Source organism: Sphingobacteriia bacterium (genome assembly GCA_017304685.1).
In the GTDB taxonomy this organism is placed as follows: Bacteria; Pseudomonadota; Alphaproteobacteria; order Rickettsiales; family 33-17; genus JAFKLR01.
The window spans coordinates 315,094-334,243 of the sequence record JAFKLR010000004.1 but is presented as its reverse complement, the minus strand read 5'-3'; the positions used below and the strand labels follow the sequence as shown (position 1 = coordinate 334,243).

General features: G+C 32.3%; 19 protein-coding genes and 1 rRNA gene. 5 read left to right on the top strand and 15 right to left on the bottom strand.

Annotated features, from left to right (window positions below; all coding sequences use genetic code 11):
* Window positions 1-9: 9 nt before the first annotated feature.
* From J0H68_07010 to J0H68_06995, 4 genes are all read left to right on the top strand, one after another.
* Window positions 10-1,026 carry a GDP-mannose 4,6-dehydratase gene (locus tag J0H68_07010; protein MBN8828438.1) on the top strand — a complete coding sequence of 339 codons (1,017 nt, stop codon included), beginning with the start codon at window positions 10-12 and terminating at the stop codon, window positions 1,024-1,026.
* A gap of 7 nt (window positions 1,027-1,033) precedes the next feature.
* Window positions 1,034-1,849, top strand: coding sequence for a hypothetical protein (locus J0H68_07005; GenBank protein ID MBN8828437.1), 816 nt, complete (start codon window positions 1,034-1,036; stop codon window positions 1,847-1,849).
* Window positions 1,827-2,507, top strand: coding sequence for a GNAT family N-acetyltransferase (locus tag J0H68_07000; GenBank protein MBN8828436.1), 681 nt, complete (start codon window positions 1,827-1,829; stop codon window positions 2,505-2,507). Before J0H68_07005 ends, J0H68_07000 begins: the two co-directional genes overlap by 23 nt.
* 144 nt (window positions 2,508-2,651) lie before the next feature.
* Complete coding sequence (locus J0H68_06995; GenBank protein ID MBN8828435.1) at window positions 2,652-3,122, top strand: hypothetical protein; 471 nt, start codon at window positions 2,652-2,654, stop codon at window positions 3,120-3,122.
* A 47-nt stretch (window positions 3,123-3,169) separates the two neighbouring features.
* On the opposite strand, the gene J0H68_06990 is transcribed toward J0H68_06995, so the two are convergent.
* Genes J0H68_06990 through J0H68_06980 form a run of 3 tightly spaced genes read right to left on the bottom strand, consistent with a single transcriptional unit; the run spans window position 3,170 to window position 6,077 of the window.
* A complete protein-coding gene (locus J0H68_06990; GenBank protein MBN8828434.1) occupies window positions 3,170-4,030 on the bottom strand; it encodes a glycosyltransferase in 861 nt (286 codons plus the stop codon).
* Complete coding sequence (locus J0H68_06985) at window positions 4,031-5,125, bottom strand: alpha-ketoacid dehydrogenase subunit beta (GenBank protein ID MBN8828433.1); 1,095 nt, start codon at window positions 5,123-5,125, stop codon at window positions 4,031-4,033. It abuts the gene before it with no gap.
* Window positions 5,115-6,077 (bottom strand): thiamine pyrophosphate-dependent dehydrogenase E1 component subunit alpha, encoded by a 963-nt coding sequence (locus J0H68_06980; GenBank protein MBN8828432.1) that lies wholly within the window; start codon window positions 6,075-6,077, stop codon window positions 5,115-5,117. The genes J0H68_06985 and J0H68_06980 overlap by 11 nt, the downstream gene beginning before the upstream one ends.
* Before the next feature lie 166 nt (window positions 6,078-6,243).
* Here J0H68_06980 and J0H68_06975 point away from each other — a divergent pair, with 166 nt between their 5' ends.
* Entirely contained in the window at window positions 6,244-7,182 is a 939-nt protein-coding gene (locus J0H68_06975; protein MBN8828431.1) for a GDP-L-fucose synthase, read from the top strand.
* Between the two features lies 1 nt (window position 7,183).
* Here the strand turns inward: J0H68_06975 and J0H68_06970 are convergent, their stop codons facing one another.
* The 12 genes from J0H68_06970 to J0H68_06915 all read right to left on the bottom strand — a co-directional run bounded on the left by J0H68_06970 (window position 7,184) and on the right by J0H68_06915 (window position 18,185).
* Window positions 7,184-8,335 carry a serine hydrolase gene (locus J0H68_06970; protein ID MBN8828430.1) on the bottom strand — a complete coding sequence of 384 codons (1,152 nt, stop codon included), beginning with the start codon at window positions 8,333-8,335 and terminating at the stop codon, window positions 7,184-7,186.
* The gene (locus tag J0H68_06965) at window positions 8,332-9,051 is read right to left on the bottom strand and encodes an SDR family oxidoreductase (protein ID MBN8828429.1); all 720 of its coding nucleotides are present in this window, start codon (window positions 9,049-9,051) and stop codon (window positions 8,332-8,334) included. The genes J0H68_06970 and J0H68_06965 overlap by 4 nt, the downstream gene beginning before the upstream one ends.
* Complete coding sequence (locus J0H68_06960) at window positions 9,048-10,061, bottom strand: NAD-dependent epimerase/dehydratase family protein (protein ID MBN8828428.1); 1,014 nt, start codon at window positions 10,059-10,061, stop codon at window positions 9,048-9,050. The genes J0H68_06965 and J0H68_06960 overlap by 4 nt, the downstream gene beginning before the upstream one ends.
* A gap of 24 nt (window positions 10,062-10,085) precedes the next feature.
* Window positions 10,086-11,078, bottom strand: coding sequence for an NAD(P)-dependent oxidoreductase (locus J0H68_06955; protein ID MBN8828427.1), 993 nt, complete (start codon window positions 11,076-11,078; stop codon window positions 10,086-10,088).
* Window positions 11,078-12,385 carry an aminotransferase class I/II-fold pyridoxal phosphate-dependent enzyme gene (locus J0H68_06950; GenBank protein MBN8828426.1) on the bottom strand — a complete coding sequence of 436 codons (1,308 nt, stop codon included), beginning with the start codon at window positions 12,383-12,385 and terminating at the stop codon, window positions 11,078-11,080. Before J0H68_06950 ends, J0H68_06955 begins: the two co-directional genes overlap by 1 nt.
* A 239-nt stretch (window positions 12,386-12,624) precedes the next feature.
* Window positions 12,625-13,092 carry a hypothetical protein gene (locus tag J0H68_06945; GenBank protein ID MBN8828425.1) on the bottom strand — a complete coding sequence of 156 codons (468 nt, stop codon included), beginning with the start codon at window positions 13,090-13,092 and terminating at the stop codon, window positions 12,625-12,627.
* Between the two features lie 82 nt (window positions 13,093-13,174).
* Entirely contained in the window at window positions 13,175-14,152 is a 978-nt protein-coding gene (locus J0H68_06940) for a BON domain-containing protein (GenBank protein ID MBN8828424.1), read from the bottom strand.
* Between the two features lie 72 nt (window positions 14,153-14,224).
* Window positions 14,225-15,721: ribosomal RNA gene (locus J0H68_06935) — 16S ribosomal RNA — on the bottom strand.
* A 196-nt stretch (window positions 15,722-15,917) separates the two neighbouring features.
* Complete coding sequence (locus tag J0H68_06930; protein ID MBN8828423.1) at window positions 15,918-17,462, bottom strand: YifB family Mg chelatase-like AAA ATPase; 1,545 nt, start codon at window positions 17,460-17,462, stop codon at window positions 15,918-15,920.
* A gap of 87 nt (window positions 17,463-17,549) precedes the next feature.
* Complete coding sequence (locus J0H68_06925) at window positions 17,550-17,729, bottom strand: hypothetical protein (protein ID MBN8828422.1); 180 nt, start codon at window positions 17,727-17,729, stop codon at window positions 17,550-17,552.
* Between the two features lie 14 nt (window positions 17,730-17,743).
* Window positions 17,744-17,980: a DUF1653 domain-containing protein gene (locus J0H68_06920; GenBank protein MBN8828421.1), complete on the bottom strand. Its 237-nt coding sequence runs from the start codon at window positions 17,978-17,980 to the stop codon at window positions 17,744-17,746.
* A gap of 4 nt (window positions 17,981-17,984) precedes the next feature.
* Window positions 17,985-18,185, bottom strand: a complete 201-nt coding sequence (locus J0H68_06915; protein ID MBN8828420.1) for a phosphodiester glycosidase family protein — start codon at window positions 18,183-18,185, stop codon at window positions 17,985-17,987.
* Window positions 18,186-19,150: the final 965 nt, after the last annotated feature.

Genomic DNA, 19,150 nt, shown 5'->3' with positions numbered 1-19,150 from the left:
ATAAGCTGTATGTCAAACAAGCCAAGAGCTCTTATTACCGGTATTACCGGAATGGTAGGTTCACATCTTGCCGATTATTTATTACAAAATACTGATTGGGAAATTTATGGTATGTGCCGTTGGCGTAGCCCACTTGATAATATTTCCCATCTTCTTGATCGTGTAAATAAAAGGGACCGCGTGCATATTCTTTATGGTGACCTACGTGATACAATGTCGATGGAATATGTAGTTAAAGAATCTCAGCCAGATTACATATTTCATTTAGCGGCTCAAAGTTACCCTAAAACAAGTTTTACTGCACCACTTGATACATATGATACAAATATTCAAGGCACTTCAAGAGTTCTTGAAGCAGCAAAAAAACATGTTCCACATTCTATAATTCACGTTTGTGCTTCTTCTGAAGTTTTTGGGCGTGTTCCAAAAGAAAAACTTCCAATTGATGAGGAATGTACATTCCACCCTGCTTCACCTTATGCTATTTCAAAAGTAGGTACTGATCTTATTGGTAGATATTATGCCGAAGCTTATAATATGATTGTTATGACTACTCGTATGTTTACGCATACAGGCCCTAGAAGAGGTGATGTATTTGCTGAATCAACATTCGCAAAGCAAATTGCGATGATCGAAGCTGGTAAGATTGCTCCAATCGTAAAAGTTGGTAATCTTGATTCACTTAGAACATTTGCCGACGTTCGTGATGCTGTAAGAGCCTATTATATGCTTGTTACAATAAACCCGATTGCAGGTGAATATTATAACATTGGTGGCACTTATACTTGCACAATTCGTGAAACATTAGATTATTTAATTTCAATCTCAACTGCAAGAGATCAAATTCAGGTAGTAACTGACCCAGAACGTTTAAGACCAATTGATGCTGATTTACAAGTTCCAAATACTAAAAAATTTGAGAATCATACTGGCTGGAAACCTGTAATTACTTTTGAAGAAACTATGCAGGATCTTCTTGATTACTGGCGTGAAAAAGTAAAAGAAGCTCATTACTTAGATAGGTAAATTATTTGTGCTGAGATTTTTTGTCTTATTTACGATAATTATTTTATCCTCTTGCGTTTATAAACCTTTTAAACAGGTTAGATGGACTCATTTAGAATTAGGAGCAGGTAATTATGGGAAAGACGGGCATACAAAAAAATCTCAGCGCAGAACCGTATTAAAAGAATTTAAGTATGTATCAAAATCACCTAATTATATTGATGAATTACCAGAAGCTGATCTAAAATCTTATAATCCAAAATACCAATACGCCATTTTATTTTGGACTTTAGATGAACTTGTTAAAAGAAATGGTAAGACAGGTATTTTCCATGTAAATGATTTGATAGATGAATATGCAAAAGAAGCTACTCTTCAATTAAAACTTTATGCTAAAAATAAAAATTATACTCAAATTATTATTGAACCCATCGTAGGTGATTATACTAAAATTTCTCCTAAAGTCACTTTAGCTCCTTACAGAAAAAGCTTCTATGACAGCGTTCATTTAAAAAATCCTGAAGTTTCACTTTTTAATTATGGCATGGATGGAGATAAAATGCTTTCAAATCATGAAAGTAGAAAAATTGGAAGAGATAAGCTTCAGAAATTAGCAAATCTTTCATCTAACGGCCTTTACTTATTTATGATTAATATTAATGATAATTTTATTCCTAAACTTGAAAAAGAAGAGTTTATAGATAAAAATATTTTTTATTTTAAAACTGATAAGTGGGATAAACTACCTTACTATTTCCCTGAAGGAGTTATGGTAGAGAAAGCTTTAGGAAACGTATTTTTTATTAAAAGTAATTATTATAATGAAACAAATGAAGATTATTAATATCGTTCTTTTAACTTTTATTTTAAACATAAGTTTTGCTAATGCAGAAATAACTTATAAAATTTTTCAAAATGAGACTGCTTCAAGTTACTTTGATACAATTAAAACCCTCCGCCTTAAAATTCGTAAAGAATATCCTTATCTTTACATTGGCACAAATATAGAAAATGAAGATACTTCTTATTATTCTAGATCAAATGAAACAATTTTAGTTGTAGCATTTGAAGATGATAAAGCTGTAGGTTTAGTTATTGGGTTACCACTTAAAGATTTTAAATTTAAGAAGGATCATCTTCTGGTATCTAGAAAACTTCGCCAAAATTTAGGTGAAGACATTTTAAAGTATTATTATATTAGTGAGCTTTTGGTAGAAGAAAATTACAGAAACCAAAGCGTACCTGAAACTTTAATTAAAACAATTGAAGAAAAAGCTAAAGAACTTAAAAATTATTCTATTATATCATTTATGACAGTAGAAAGAGAAGATTCTCATCCATTAAATAGTGTAACTTATTTTTCAGAAAATGACCTTTTACGTTCGCTATCATATCTCCCAACTGGCCTACTATTACCTTTCGCTTGGCCGACTTTACAACCAAATGGTAAAGTTAAAAAAGATAAAAATTATATGCAATTATGGACAAAAAATTTAAGTTAAAAATTAATTCTTTGATTTATATATCTTTTTAAAGTGAATTTTATAACCTATTGATTTTCAAAGAATCATTTTTTGATCTACCCCCTTACTAAAAAATTTTAGTTTCTATATACATATTTAGTACACATTAAAAAGGTAACAAATATGACAAATATAAACCCTGACTACATTATTAATTTAACTGAGAAATTATTAAATAAATTTAGTGAGATTATAAATAATCCTAATAATGAAGATGAAGAAATTATTGAAAAAAAGCTTAAGAAGGTTAAGGATCTTACAAATATCTTAGGTAAAATTACAAATATTTATTTTAAAGCTCAAATAAACAAACCTAAAGTCGAAGTAAATGAAGAAAGCACTCAAATTTCTGATACTTTAGAAAATACCAGTGATGATAATATACCTTATTCTTTTGAAACTTATAAAAACCTAAGAACTACACTTAAAAATGTAAATTGTTTAGATGACTTATATAATATTAACGTCTCTAAAAATGGTTTAACTTCATGGCCAAAAGATAAAGCAAAAGAGATTTTTAGGCTATATCAAAGTAAAGCCCTTAGAATTCAAACAGACACTTTAAGGAATTTAACTTTACAAAACGCATATTAAAGAAGATGTGCTATAACTAAATTTATTTTAGTATATGGAAACCAGGTTTATTTAAATAAATACTTAAAAGGAAAAGTTAGAATTAGCTTAAAAACTTTTTTAAGCTCAAAATGTATCATGTTATAATAAACAAGACGGCGATGGCTTTTATATAAAAAGCGCTTCATAATTTTACGCTCGGTTTTATCAGGAAATTTATCAAAATATCTTTCTGCTATTCGCATATGCTGATTGTGGCATTTAATGATGTTATTTACATTATGAGCAAGTGTTGATGAATTAGCATGGACTAAATATGCGTAATAACAATTATCGCTAGTATTTGCATATTTAATTCTATTTGCTACACATCTAATTAAGAACTCTCTATCAGCACTCATTAAGTAATTTCCACTACTATCTTGTGCTTCAAATTTACCTAATATTTGAAATAATTCTTTTTTAAAAAAACGACAATTAGTTAGGCAAGGTCTCATCATTCTTTTTAAAGTAATATCTAAATCGCTACCCTTAAATTCTTTTAAAATTTTGTCGCTTACATCCACAAATTTTGTAGGGCAACTAATTATCATTGCTTCAGGGTTTTCTTCGTATGTTTTAGCAATTTCGAATAATACATTACCTTCATAATAATCATCAGCATTTAAGAAGGTAATAAATTCACCCGTTGCGATATCTATACCTAAATTATAAGCAAAATTTGCACCTTTATCTGGTTTAGAATGAAAATAAGCAAAATGCTCTTTGTATTTTTCCGCAATTTCTAATGTTCCATCGGTAGAACCTGCATCTAAAAATATATATTCAAGATTAGGATAATTTTGATCAAGTAAGCTTTTTATAGCTCTTTCTATAAATTCAGCACCATTTTTAACGGTTGTTACAACCGAAATTTTTGGTAAATTCATTTAGAACGGTCCTTTAAATGTAGAAATTTCTTTTGCGTCTTCTAAACTTAATTTGCTTACATCTAATTTATTGCCAGTCACCATTTGATAAGCTTGTTCAGCGATTGTAACAGCATTTGGGTAGAAGTAATCTTCTAATTCTCTTGTAGTAGGACATGGGGTATGAGCAAAACCCATTCTTTTCATATTTAATGGCTTACCATCAATACCTTCAGGTAACATTTCAATCATTTTAGCCATAACTTCACTACTTAATCCACAAGTAAGCCATGCATTATCAACAATAAGTAAACGTTTTGTTTTCTTAAATGATTCACTTACAGTTTCGTAATCCATAGGATAAAGAGTTACAGGGTCAATTATCTCAGCGCTAATTCCAACTTGTTCTAGTAATTTTTGCGTTCTTAAAGCTTCAATCACCATATGTGAAACTGCTAAAATAGTTACATCTTTTCCTTCAGTAAAGGTTCTTGCTTTTCCAATTTCTAATGAATAATAATCGCTGCTTACATAGTTTTTTGTATTATAAAGTAAGCGATGTTCAATAAATATAACTGGGTTTTCATCTCTAATTGCAGCAATAAGCATTCCTTTTGCATCATGCGGATTAGACGGTGCTATAACTTTAAGTCCCGGTATATGCATAAATAACGAATGTAAAGCTTGGGAATGTTGAGCACCTTGACCCCAAGAACGTCCTATCATTGTTCTTATTACAAGAGGAACTCTAACCTGACCTTCATACATGTAATGGGCTTTTGCAGCAATATTTACAAGCTGATTCATTGCAAGCAATACGAAATCCATTCTAATGTGGACATGAATAGGCCTTAAACCTGCCATAGCAGCACCAATTGCCACACCTGTCATTGCATCTTCTGAAAGAGGCGTACCGAACACTCTATCGCTACCAAGTTCTTTATTTAAACCTATTGTTGAACCTTGAATACCTAAATGATCATCAACATCAAGCCCGAATAAGAATACTCTTTCATCGCGTTTCATTTCTTGAAGAGTAGCTTCTCTTATAGCTTCAGCGTATGTTATTTCTCTTAAATTTGTTTTTTCTTCTTCAATTACATTTTCAGCTAGCATAGACATTACTATATAAATCATTAAATTTTGGGAATTCACTTTTTTCAGCAAATTGCTGAGCTTCATTTACTAAAGCTTGCACTTCATTCTTGATAGCAACTACATCTTCTTCTGGTAACATTTTTTCTAAACGGTCAACTTGGTCGTTTTGATACCATTTATTATATTCAGTTAAATCTCTATAAATTTCGTTTAAATCGTCAGCAGGGCCAACGTGTTGCTTATATCTATAAGTATCTATTTCAATAAACGCAGGTCCTTTACCACTTCTTACAAAATTCATTAATTTTTGGGTCCTATCCCTCATTTCAAATACATCACCGCTTTTAACTTGGTCAGTAATGATTCCGTAGGTTCCAACTCTTTCAACTATTCTATCAGTTGGCCATCTATTTTGAATTGGGTTGTGAATTGCAAGCCCATTATTTTCACAAACATACAAAATTGGTAAATTATGTAAAGCCGCAAAATTAATTGATTCACTAAAGCAACCTTCTTCTGTTGCGCCATCACCAAAAAAAGCAACTACAACTCTTTGTTTACCAGTTTTTTTAGCTTCTTGCTTCAAAGCAAAAGCATAACCAGTTGCAACAGGAATTGTTGTTCCAACTACAGCAGACGCACCAAGAACACCATTTTTAATATCAATTAAATGCATTGAGCCTGCTTTACCACCAGCGCAACCATCTTTTTTTCCATATAATTCTGCCATCATTTCATTTAAATTACCACCTTTGGCAATGTAAGTTGCATGGCATCTGTATGTGTTAGAAACTAAATCATCATGATTCATAACATCACAAACTGCACTTGCAACAGCTTCCTGGCCAATAGATAAATGAACTGGACTTTTAATTACATCGGTAAAATAAACTTTAACTATATATTCTTCAATTTCTCTAATAAGAAGCATTGAACGATATAGTCTTTTTGTAAGATCAATATTTTGCATAAAAATTAGACTTATTTTTAACTTTAAAAACGCTAAATAAATAGCACCTATATATTTCTGTGTCAATTGATTTACATTATTAACCTAAAGCGCTTTTAATTATGATTGCTAAGTTAAACAAATTAATTATTATAAAGCTCAATTTAATATATTTTGAGATTACATCATGGATAAAAATAGCAAAATTTTAATTACAGGAAGTAAAGGGTTAATCGGTAGTTCTTTATACGAAATGCTGATTACACAAGGCTATAACAATATAGTTGCACCAAGTTCAAAGGAGTTAAATTTACTCGATCAACTAGCTGTTAAAAAATTTTTTGAAGAACATAAACCTGAATATGTCTTTCATCTAGCAGCAATTGTAGGTGGGATTATTGCTAATAGTACCCTTGGTGGTAAATTCCTTTATGATAATACTCAAATGCAATTAAATGTAATTCATTACGCTTATTTAAATGGTGTAAAAAAATTACTTTTTCCAGGTTCAGCTTGTACTTATCCAAAATTTGCAGAACAGCCTGTCAAAGAAGAAAGCTTTATGACAGGAAGCGTTGAACCAACTAACATTGCCTATGCGACTGCTAAGATTAATGGCATAATTATGTGTCAGCAATATAGAAGTCAATATGGAACGAATTTTATTGTACCAATGCCTACTAATGCATATGGTGTTAATGATAGCTTTGACCCTACAAATTCTCACGTTATTCCTGCTCTCATTCAAAGAATTCATAAGGCAAAAACTGAAAATAGCAGTGAAATAATTGTTTGGGGAACTGGTAAACCTTTAAGAGAATTTATTTTTGCAGACGATGTTGCAGATGCTTTTATCTTTTTAATGCAAAATTATAATGATGCATCAATAATAAACGTTGGCACAATGGCAGAAATAAGTATTTTAGAATTAACTAAAACAATCGCTAAAGTTGTTGGCTTTAAAGGCGAAATAGTTCAAGACCTTTCTAAACCAGATGGTACACCAAGAAAGTTATTAGATTCTAATAAGCTATTCAATTTAGGCTGGAAACCAAAAGTAACCTTGGAAGAAGGAATTACAAAAGTTTATAAAGCATATTTAGCAAAAAATTTAGTCTCACAATAAATTAACTTTTTGTAATTGCACTTATTAATTCTTCTGTAAGTTTATAGATTGTAGAATTAATGTAATTTAATTTCATTTGAGGAAGTTTCTTATATAGAGCTTCCTCTAATTCTTCTTCTAGACTATTCGGAGAAAGATTTTTTTCATTAACTAAACCTTTTACATATTCTGTATAATCAAAAGTAGAATTTCCTAATATAACAATTGTAGCGTTCTTATCAGGAATGTATCTTGCACTTGAGCTCATTCCATCCATTCCGCCATTATGGTAATAAACTGTTTTACCATTCATTTTTACAATATTTATTCCTAATCCATAATCACATTCAATTGGCGTTAGCATAAGTTTTTTTGAATTACTCGTAAGTAAATTACCTTCTAAAAAACCGCTAAAAAATTTTGCAATTTGTGTAATATTACTTACTAAACCATAGGCTGGTCCTGCAAAATCCAGTGACCAATCTTTGCATTTAGTAAATTGATTATTATCATAAGTATAACCATAGGCATAAGATAAATTACCTGGAAGATTTAGAGGGTTATTTCGAGTAGAATTTTTTAAATAATAAATCTCTTTTAACCCTAAAGGTTCAAACACATGCTTTAATGCAAATTCATACCAATGAATTTTAAAAAGATGCTTAAATATAATTGAAACTAACCAAAAACCTGCATTACTGTAATGAAAACGCCCTTTATTTTCCTGCTTTAATTCACTTAGTAACTTTAACTGGTTTTTATAACTTAAATGTTCGTGATGATAAGACCAAAATTCTAGACCATCAGAAAGACATGGTAAGCCTGAAGTGTGAGATAAACATTGCTTAATTGTAATTTCATTAAACCATTTAGGAGGGGTTAATTTATATCCTACCCAAAAATCATTTCCTACAATTAAATTTAAAGGTTTATCAATTACACTTAAATTAAATTTATAAAAATCTAAAGCTTTTAAAAAGGTAACAGTAAAAATAGTTTTTGTAATGGAGGCTATTGGAAAGAAACTGTCTAGGGTGATTTGCTTATTTAATTCTCTGTCAGCTAAACCGTTTGTTCTTTCAATAATATTTTCCTCAAGTTTAATATAAATTGAACAAGAGAGATTATATTTTTGAATATATTCATCAATGATATGGTTTAGCTTATTAATCATCTACCACCAGTTATTGAAATAGTACTACCTGTTATGTAACTTGCATCATCTGTTGTAAGCCAATAAACTAGTTTTGCCACTTCTTCTGGCGTTCCTGCTCTTTTTAAAGGAATTGTTTTTATTACGTCACTTGGTGGCGGGTTGTGGTCATTTGCAATAACTGCAGGACTGACATTATTAATACGTATATTAAAATCTGCAAGTTCCCGTGCTAAGCTTATTACAAGAGTATTTAATGCACCTTTAGTAGTTGCATATACACTCATTTTAAAACCGCCAAACTTACCGGCTTCTGATGACAAATTAACTATATTTCCTTTACCGCTTTTTTTTAGTAACTCAGTCCCTAATTGACAAATTTTAATTACAGCACTTACATTAGTGTTTAAATATTCGTCTATTTCTTCCCAAGAAATATCAAGAAAAGCTTTTCTTTCGGTAGTAAAATAAGCTGCATTGTTTACTATAACGTCTAACTTACCAAATTGCTTTTCAATAAATGAGAATAAGTCTTTTATTGCTTTATTATCTTTTAAATCAACTTTTTTAGGAAAAACTTTGCTACCGGAAACTTCAAGTTCTTTAGCAAGAAGCCGTGCTTTTTCTTCATTATTATTATATGTAAAAACTATATCATAACCATTTAAAGCGAAGGCTTCGACAATAGCTGTGCCGATCATGCCCGCGCCACCTGTTATTAAAGCTACCTTTTTCATGCTTCAACTTTTTCTTTCGGTAAATGAGCTGCTTCTGTAAAAGCATTATATCTATTTTCTAATTGGCTTTTATGACTAATATACCAATCAATAGTTTTCTTAATACCTTCTTCAAGTGATGTTTTACATTCAAAACCATAAGATTTAGCACGTTCCATATCCATTAACCTTTTTGCATCACCTTTTGGTTTTGTAGGGTCAAATTGTAATTCAACTTCACCGCCTGGAACGTTTTTACAAACTATTTCTGCTACTTCACGAATTGTAGCCCCTGTTCCACTACCTAAATTAATTGGTTCACTAATACCTTGTTCAACAGCAAGCATCATTCCACGTGCAACATCATCTGCAAATATGAAATCTCTTACTGGCGTTCCATCACCCCAAACTACAAGTGGCCTTTCTCCTGACATTACTCTGTGAATTAATGAAGGAATTACCATTGCGTTATTTGGATCAAAGTTATCATATGGACCATAAACATTTGCAGGGCGAACTATTGAAATTTTATCCCAGCCATATTCAATTTTATATGCATCTGCTTGTAATTCACCCATTCTTTTTGCCCAGCCTGCGAAACGATCATTAGGTGAAGGAAAAGTTTTCCAAACATCATCTTCATAAAATACTTCTGCGGGAGAATATACACCTACCGAACTTGTAAATAAATAACGCTGAGCTCCCTGTCTACGAGCAGCTTCCATCATATTTATACTAAAGCTAATTGTTGGCACAAAAAAGCTTGCCGGTCTTTTTGCGGTCATTGCCGGAGAACCTTTTACACCTGCAAGATGAAAGACTATTTCTTTATCTTTACATACATCTAAACAATTAGAAAATTCTCTTAAATCCGCACGAACAAATTCAACTCCTTGTGGCGCACGTGAAGGATCATCAAGTGACACAACTGTTACTTTTGCACCTTGTTCTACTAACATTCTAACTAAAGGTTGGCCAATTAAACCTGTACCACCTGTAACTAATACTTCCTTATCTTTGTAAAAGGTCATATATCCCCCAAAGTAATTTTAAATTTATGCGTTTTCTTTAAGCGAAGTTTTTAATTGTAAACTTTCTGGGTCAATATTATTTGCCCACCATTCAATAGTTTCTTTAATACCTTCATCTAATTCAACTTTCGGCTCCCAACCAAGTTCATTTTTAGCTAAACTACAATCTAAGCATAGGCTTGTTTTAATTGTTGGCTGGCTTAAATCATGCTCAATTTGTAAATCCTTTTTAGATGCACTTACAATTTTATGTACAAGTTCTTTAATTGAAACTGCTTTGCCATAGCCACAATTATAAAGCCTGTATTTTGCTTCTTGATTTTTAATTGCAAGCTCTGTGAAAGAAATTAAGTCATTTATATGTAATAAATCTCTTTCTTCTTCGCCAGTTCCCCAAACAGTAATTTTATCTGTGGCACGCATCACTTTTGTAACTGTTGCTCCAAATACATGGCTTCTTTCTAAATCAAATTTATCATGTGGACCATAAATATTTGAATGACGTAGCACTGTAAATTTTGTTTCACCAATATTTGCAAAAAATTCTGACATTTTTTCAAGGTAAATTTTTGTATTACCTACGCCAAAATATCTTGGATGAAGTGGTTTATTTTGATCAAAATCACTTTCTTTTAAAGGTATATCACTTGAATGATACATTACTGTACAACTAAAGAAAATTACATGCTTAACTTTATGCTCAAAAGCTGCGCGGAATAGATATGAATTCATTACAGCATTATCAGTAACATGGATAAAAGGCTTTGTTACAATATCTTTTGACCCAGAAGTGGTTGCGGCCGCCTGAACAATTATTTCTACACCTTCAAGTAATTTATTTACAGAGATTGGGTCTCTTAAATCAACATTGTGCCATGTTACATTTGGGACATCATAACTTGGACGATTAAAATGTACACCATGAACATCATATTCTGGATTTTTGCTAAAATATTCCAACATGTTTCTACCGATAAAACCGGTAGCACCACAAACTAATAATTTTTTCTTTTCCATTACACAAATGCCTTCTGATTTGATTCTTGTGTGCTTTCATATTTTGTTTTGATAAAGTTTTTAATTTGCTCAATTACATATGCACAACCTTCATCATTAATTGCATGATGGCAACCAAATGCAAATCCTCTTTGCATAATTTTATCAGAATTTTCTAAAGTGCCTGCAATTCTATGATCAAACATTTTAAGCGCTGGGTGCTTGGTCATATTTCCTGCAATAATTGGACGAGTTTCAATTTTATTAGATTGTAGGTAAGCGTTTATTTCTTTTAAGTCGAATTTTACATTTTCTTTTAATACTAAACCATAACCAAACCATGTTGATTCGCTATCATGCATTTCTTCTTGGAAATGGAATAAATCGCTAAATTCTTCTAAGCCTTTACGGTATAATTCTGCATTACGACGTCGACGCGCTGCAATTGCATCAAATTTCTTTAATTGCTCTTTACCCATAGCAGCTTGAACTTCTGTTATTCTTACATTATAACCATGATTAATAAAAATAAATCTTGGATCAATTTCTGGATACATATCGATATATTTTTGTTTTTCATCTGCTTCTCTTGACCAACCATGAGCTCTTAATACTCTCATTGTTTCAGCGTAATCAAAATTATCGGTAGTACAAATTCCGCCTTCAAGAGTTGTTATGTGATGTGAGAAGAAAAAGCTAAAGGTTCCGATATCACCGAAGCTTCCTACATATTTACCTTTATATTTTGCACCCATTGATTCACAAGAATCTTCAATTACAAATAAATTATGTTTTTTTGCAATTTCAAGTAATGGATCCATATCACATGGATTGCCATAAACGTGGACTAATTTAATAGCTCTTGTTTTTGGAGTAATTGCTTTTTCTAATTTTTCTAAATCCAAGTTAAATGTTTTTAAATCACAATCAACAAACACAGGAACTAATCCGTGTTGTACAAGTGGCCAAACTGTAGTTGACCATGAAAGTGAAGGTACTATTACTTCATCACCTGGTTTTAAATGATTTGGAGTTGCAGGATTTGCAAGTGTTGCAACAGCAAGTAAATTTGCTGAAGAACCGGAGTTGTTTGTTACACCATATTTATGGCCGAATTTTTTAGCATATAATTCTTCAAATTCACGATTTTGCTTTCCCATAGTTACGAATGTTGAAAGCATTGTTGCAACTGCAACATTAATTTCTTCATGAGAAAATGTTGGTTCATGTAATCTAACAATTGGATTTGCTGGATTAAAATCAAATTTAAAATTATTATCGCAATATGCTTTTACGTTATCAAAAATACCTTGTAAATTTTTATCCATTTGAGAGACTCCTCTTAGTTATAACTCTTGCAGTTTTATATTAAGTTTTCTTTATTTTCAACCATTTATTTCTAATTGAATTTTGAGTTACTTTATATTTATAAAAATTAAAAAATCTCTATGAAAAATTTAGTTTTTATAAAAAGAAAAAGTAAGTATGACATAAAATTTATTGCATAAAAAAAGGCTTTAATTAGCGATGTAATTAAAGCCTTTTAATTTAATGTTTTAAGTAATTATTAGTTTAATGTGTAAGATTTTACATTTTTACTTACACTTGGAGAAATAAGCTGATTTTTATCTCTTACCATATTAAGTAAATTACTATTATTAGCGCATCCAAACGAATTATCCTTACACTTAACTAATTGAGTTATTTCACTAAACAACTCGATTTGTAAAAGATCAGATTTATGTTTTGATGTTGTAAACTTTATTTTTTTCTTATTTAAAAGTGAAGTAACTTTTTTATTTAATTGCTTACTAAAGCCTAAAGTTAAGTTAGCATGATATTTTGTATCATCAGTATTAAGCCAATTTTGAAGATCTAAAAATGATTCATCATCACTAACAATGAAGCTTACGCTTTCATCTGTTTTGTTATATAATTTAGTTGCTTTATATTGGCCAAAACTTGATGATGTGTCGCTTATTACACAACTGGATAAGATAAATATTGAAGTGATTAGAATAGCAAGTGATTTCATACAAATTACTTATTTAAAATTAGTTAGACAGATATATTAATCACCTATTATATATACTAATAAAAACCTTTGCTAGATTTTTTTAATCTAAAACAAAACTTGATTTATTAGAATCTTTTTCACCTAATTTTTTACTTAAAAGCTTATCTAATTCTGTTTCAGCTTCAAAATTATCAGTAGGTAATTTAATGTTATCTGAACTTGCAGGATTTACTAAATATGGAGTAATTGAAATTACCATTTCTTTTTGTTCATATGAGCTTTGAGGTGACATTACACCTGATAACATTGAAAACAATCCATTTCTTTTAGCTGATAAATCTGCATTATCTTTTATAATTCCAGCTATCATAAAACTTTCACCTGGAGCTAATTCTACAGTTGTGTATGCGTGACTTTTATTAAATGTAGGTAATTGACCACCTGCTGTAGATATGGAATTTGTTTTGATAATCTCAGAAACTTCATATTCAACATTTATTCTTACATTTTGTGCTGTAATAACTTTTGGTGTAAATGACATTCTTATTCCATATGGTTTATAAGAAACTGTTCTTAAACCATTTGCATCAGTTACAGGTAAAGGAATTTCACCACCAGATGAAAATTGAGCAGATTCACCTGAAATAGCTACTAAACTTGGTTCAGCATATAATTTAAATACGCCTTTTTTTGATAAACTGTCTAAACATGTTGTTAATGTTTTTGGTGAATGTCCACATGTAGCTTGTACATCTGATAATTGACTTCTACTTATTTCACCAAATTTTACTTTTAACATAACTTGTTGACCATATTTTACGGTCAACATGTTAATAACTTCTTTTTCTTCACTAACGTATTCAGAAGCAATTTCAATAGCTTTTCTAGCCACTTCTTGTGAAGAAACTTCACCATGAAGCGCTACGTTATTATTTACATATCTTACTCTAATTCTTTCATTAGGAAGTAATTTTTTTAATGATGATTCAACTGATGTGATCTGATTATCAGCAATAGATATACTAGAAATTGAAATAAGAGCTAAAAAAAATTGGAGAATTAACAATTTTTTTTTCATATTGATACCTTAAATTGATGAAACAAAAAAGCTTAGAAAAAACAAAGGTAGTGACGCCAAAATTTGTCTTTGAAAGGAGGTAATCCAGCCGCAGGTTCCCCTACGGCTACCTTGTTACGACTTCACCCCAGTCGCTGATTCTACTGTGGTCAGCTGCCTCCTTGCGGTTAGCTCACCGACTTCGAATAAAACCAACTCCCATGGCGTGACGGGCAGTGTGTACAAGACCCGAGAACGTATTCACCGCGGCATGCTGATCCGCGATTACTAGTGATTCCAACTTCATGCACTCGAGTTGCAGAGTGCAATCCGAACTGAGACGGCTTTTAAAGATTTGCTCCAGGTCGCCCTATTGCATCTCGTTGTCACCGCCATTGTAGCACGCGTGTAGCCCAGGCTGTAAGGGCCATGATGACTTGACATCATCCCCACCTTCCTCTCGCTTATCGCGAGCAGTACACTTAGAGTCCCCGGCATTATCCGCTGGTAACTAAGTGCGAGGGTTGCGCTCGTTGCGGGACTTAACCCAACATCTCACGACACGAGCTGACGACAGCCATGCAACACCTGTGTTCGATCCAGCCGAACTGAAGAAAGCAATTTCTTGCTCTCGCGATCGACATGTCAAAGCCTGGTAAGGTTTCTCGCGTAGCATCGAATTAAACCGCATGCTCCACCACTTGTGCGGGTCCCCGTCAATTCCTTTGAGTTTTAATCTTGCGATCGTACTCCTCAGGCGGAGTGCTTAACACGTTAGCTACGACACCAGAAAATATATTTCTAATATCTAGCACTCATCGTTTACAGCGTGGACTACCAGGGTATCTAATCCTGTTTGCTCCCCACGCTTTCGCGCCACAGCGTCAGATATAGCCCAGATGGCCGCCTTCGCCACCGGTGTTCCTCCTGATATCTACGAATTTCACCTCTACACCAGGAATTCCACCATCCTCTACTATTCTCTAGCCTATCAGTTTTGAAAGCAATTCCAGAGTTAAGCTCTGGGATTTCACTTCCAACTTAATAAGCCGCCTACGCGCTCTTTACGCCCAGTAATTCCGAGTAACGCTAGCACCCTTCGTATTACCGCGGCTGCTGGCACGAAGTTAGCCGGTGCTTTTTCTGTAGGTACCGTCATCATCTTCCCTACTAAAAGAGCTTTACAACCCTAGGGCCTTCTTCACTCACGCGGCATGGCTGGATCAGGCTTGCGCCCATTGTCCAATATTCCCCACTGCTGCCTCCCGTAGGAGTCTGGACCGTGTCTAAGTTCCAGTGTGGCTGTTCGTCCTCTCAGACCAGCTACAGATCGTTGGCTTGGTAGGCCATTACCCTACCAACTACCTAATCTGACGCGGGCCCATCCAATAGCGATAAATCTTTCCTCCGCAGAGAATATATGGTATTAGCAGTCGTTTCCAACTGTTATTCCAGACTATTGGGTAGGTTCCCACGTGTTACTCACCCGTTTGCCACTAACTTACTAGCAAGCTAGTAAGTCCGTTCGACTTGCATGTGTAAGGCCTGCCGCTAGCGTTCACTCTGAGCCAGGATCAAACTCTCAAGTTATAATCCTAAAAATTAACGTTCCTGAATAAATTCAGGAAAATCTCACAAGCGTCACTACCTATGTTTTTTCTAAACTTTTTAAACAGCTTTTTTGTATTCGAGTTCCCAACTTATACATTTAAGATTACTTACTGTCAACACTCTTTTTCATATTTTTTTCATTTTTTTTCGATTTTTTTTTATTTCTTTTCTTCAACTACGCCAAGTCCCGCAGTTTTGCTTGCAAATTTAAATTACGATAATTTATAGATTCTGCTATATGAAACTTATTTATTTCTGTTTCTGCGGATAAATCAGCTATTGTTCTCGCAACTCGCATAATTCTTGTATAGCCGCGCATAGTTAATTTTAATTTTTCCATCGCATTTTCTAACAGCTCTTTTGCATCTTTATTAAGTTTTACAAACTCTGTTAAATATTCGCCTTCTAAATCGCAATTAAAATTAATAGATAAATTTTTATATCTTTCTTTTTGAATCTCAAATGCGGCTTTTACCCTTGCTAATACCTCGCTACTATTTTCTTCCTTTTCTTCACTTGCTTCATTTATTTCTTTTAAAGATAAATTACGTAAGCTTACATATATGTCTATTCTATCCATTATTGGTCCTGAAATTTTATTAGTATAATCTTCAGAACAACGCGGTGCCTTACTACAAGCTCTTTCCACATCATTTAAATATCCACAATGACATGGGTTCATAGCAGCTATAAGTTGAAATTTTGCAGGAAAGGTTACATGTGTTTGCGCACGTGATACTAAAACTTCCCTAGATTCAATGGGCTGTCTTAGTGCATCTAATACTACTCGTGAAAATTCTGGCAATTCATCAAGAAATAACACTCCGTTATGTGCAAGTGAAACTTCCCCAGGCTTTACCTTATTACCAATTCCACCACCAACCATAGCAGCCATTGAACAAGAATGGTGTGGAGATCTAAATGGACGCTCACTTTGAAGTTTTCCATCAGCAATTAAACCTGAAATACTTGCAATTGTACTTGTTTCTAATATTTCTTCTGCTGTCATTTTAGGTAAGATACTAGGCAAACGCTTTGCAAGCATTGATTTGCCTGCGCCTGGTGGCCCTATCATTAACATGTTATGTCTGCCCGCTGCTACAATTTCAAGTGCGCGTTTTGCTAATTTCTGACCTTTAATATCTGCTAAATTATATTGCTTAGTAAATTCTTCTGTTACATCTTCATTAAGTTTAGGATGATTTAGTAATTCTTCTCCTTTAATATGTTTTAAAAGTAATATTAAATTAGAAGGAGAAAGTATTTTTAAATCTCCTGCCCAGGCCGCTTCCTTTCCATTTCCTTCAGGACATATTAATCCCATATGCTGACTAACCGCAAACATTGCCATGGGTAATACACCATTTACCGGGTTTATATTTCCATCAAGCGATAACTCACCTGCTATTACATATTCTTTAAGATATTCAGGAGGAACAATTCCCATACAAGTAAGCATAGCAATTGCGATTGGTAAATCGAAATGACTACCTTCTTTATAAAGATCTGCTGGTGCTAAATTAATTGTTATTCTTTTTGGAGGTAATGCAAGGCCAATTGATTGAAGAGCAGCTCTTACTCGCTCTCTTGACTCTGCAACCGCTTTATCAGGAAGCCCCACAATTATAAGAGCAGGAAGGCCGCTAGACATATGCACTTCTACATCTACACCAATCGCTTGCAAGCCTTTAAAGGTAACCGTTTTTGCTTTCGCTATCATAAATATTATACGCTTTTAAGTTATAAAAACGTATAATATTTATTTATAAAAACTTGTCTATTTATAATTTATTTATATTTAGAGTTCTTAACCTAGAATATGGAAATTAAGATGTTCTGGAGCTTTAACTTTAGTTTTCGCTCTTTCTTCTTGTATCATTCTTATTTCAAAAGGAGGATAATCTAAAACCATTGCACAAAGCGCAAAATCCATCGAACGTGTAGATTTAGAAGTATTTCTTTTATTATTTTCTATTTTATTTCTCATATAAAAAACTCCTTTTATGAAATTAAAACTTCCGCTTCAGAAAATAAAGGTTTAATAAACTTAAATCGTGGAATTTCCTTTCCCTCAATTTCAATTGTTTCATTAAAAACCTTTATTGGTCTAACCCAAACCTCATAGTTACCTTGCATAGCATGGTAAATTACTACTTCTTCTAAAGTTTCTTCTAACCTACCTACTGCCATAACTCTGTAAAAATTGCCTTTATAGTGCTGATATAAACCTAAATGCATATTTCTAGTACCATTTCTTCTTTATAATAATTGCATCAGAAATTCTTCTAAGTGCTTTTATTCCATTACCTTCGTCTTTATCACCTGTTGGGTTATTTACAATTTTTCCTTCATAATACATGCTAGACGATCCACCACCATCTAGATTAATAGCCCAGTCGCATTTGAGTGTTAAAAGATAATCCGTTAATTCTTTTAACGACATACCTTTTGAAGTTATTTTATTATCTTTAGTAATAACTTTTTGAATTTCGCTATATTGAGCTTTATAAATCCAGTCACGTGAATAACCTTTGGATTTTAATGTTTCATATACATCATTAATTGTCATTTTATAAAAGCTGTTACTATAATCATTATCAATTACAATTAAGTTAAAAGTATTATCAATTTTACAAATGGCTGTTCTTGCATGATGATGATTAACAAAGTTTTTTGGTAAATCTCCTACATATTTTGAAGCAACCGGTTTCCCTTCAGCAATAAGTAATGGCGCACCAGAAACGATATTATCAAATTTATCAATATTTAAATTAGTATTATATTTTAAATTAAACTCAGTTTTTATAATTTTATAATCGCCCCACATTTTTTTAATAAGATCTTTATTAGTTTTTGGAATCATTGCAACAAAACCATCACCTATTGGGATTTCTCCATCATTAGGCAATACTGGTTGTTTTTGAATATCTGTAACAATATGCGGATATTTAGGTAAAGATTCTAAAACATATTTACCATAAAAATCATTGAATAATGTTACTCCAACCATATCTTTTTTATTTATATGATCGATTTTTACACAATCATTTTGAAGTGAACAAAGTTTTAATTCAATGTTTAGAATATCAAATATAAAATTACCATCGTTCCACGCTATAATTGAATATTTACCTGGTTCATATCCTACCCATTTGCCATCAATTTTCAAAATATCAGCAGGAGCGCCGTCATTTTCATTATTCATTTCAAAGAAACTGGCATTAATAGCTGCATCTGCATAATTTCTTTTAGCTATAGAATCTAATTTTTCACGTCCATTCACTATATTATGAGCTTTAACAATTCTTATTTCATTATCGGAAGTATTAAAAGATAAGAGATGAATTCTGTGTCCATCAATTAGCATATTTTTATAAAAAATTGTTTTAGTCTCGTCATCATCAAGAT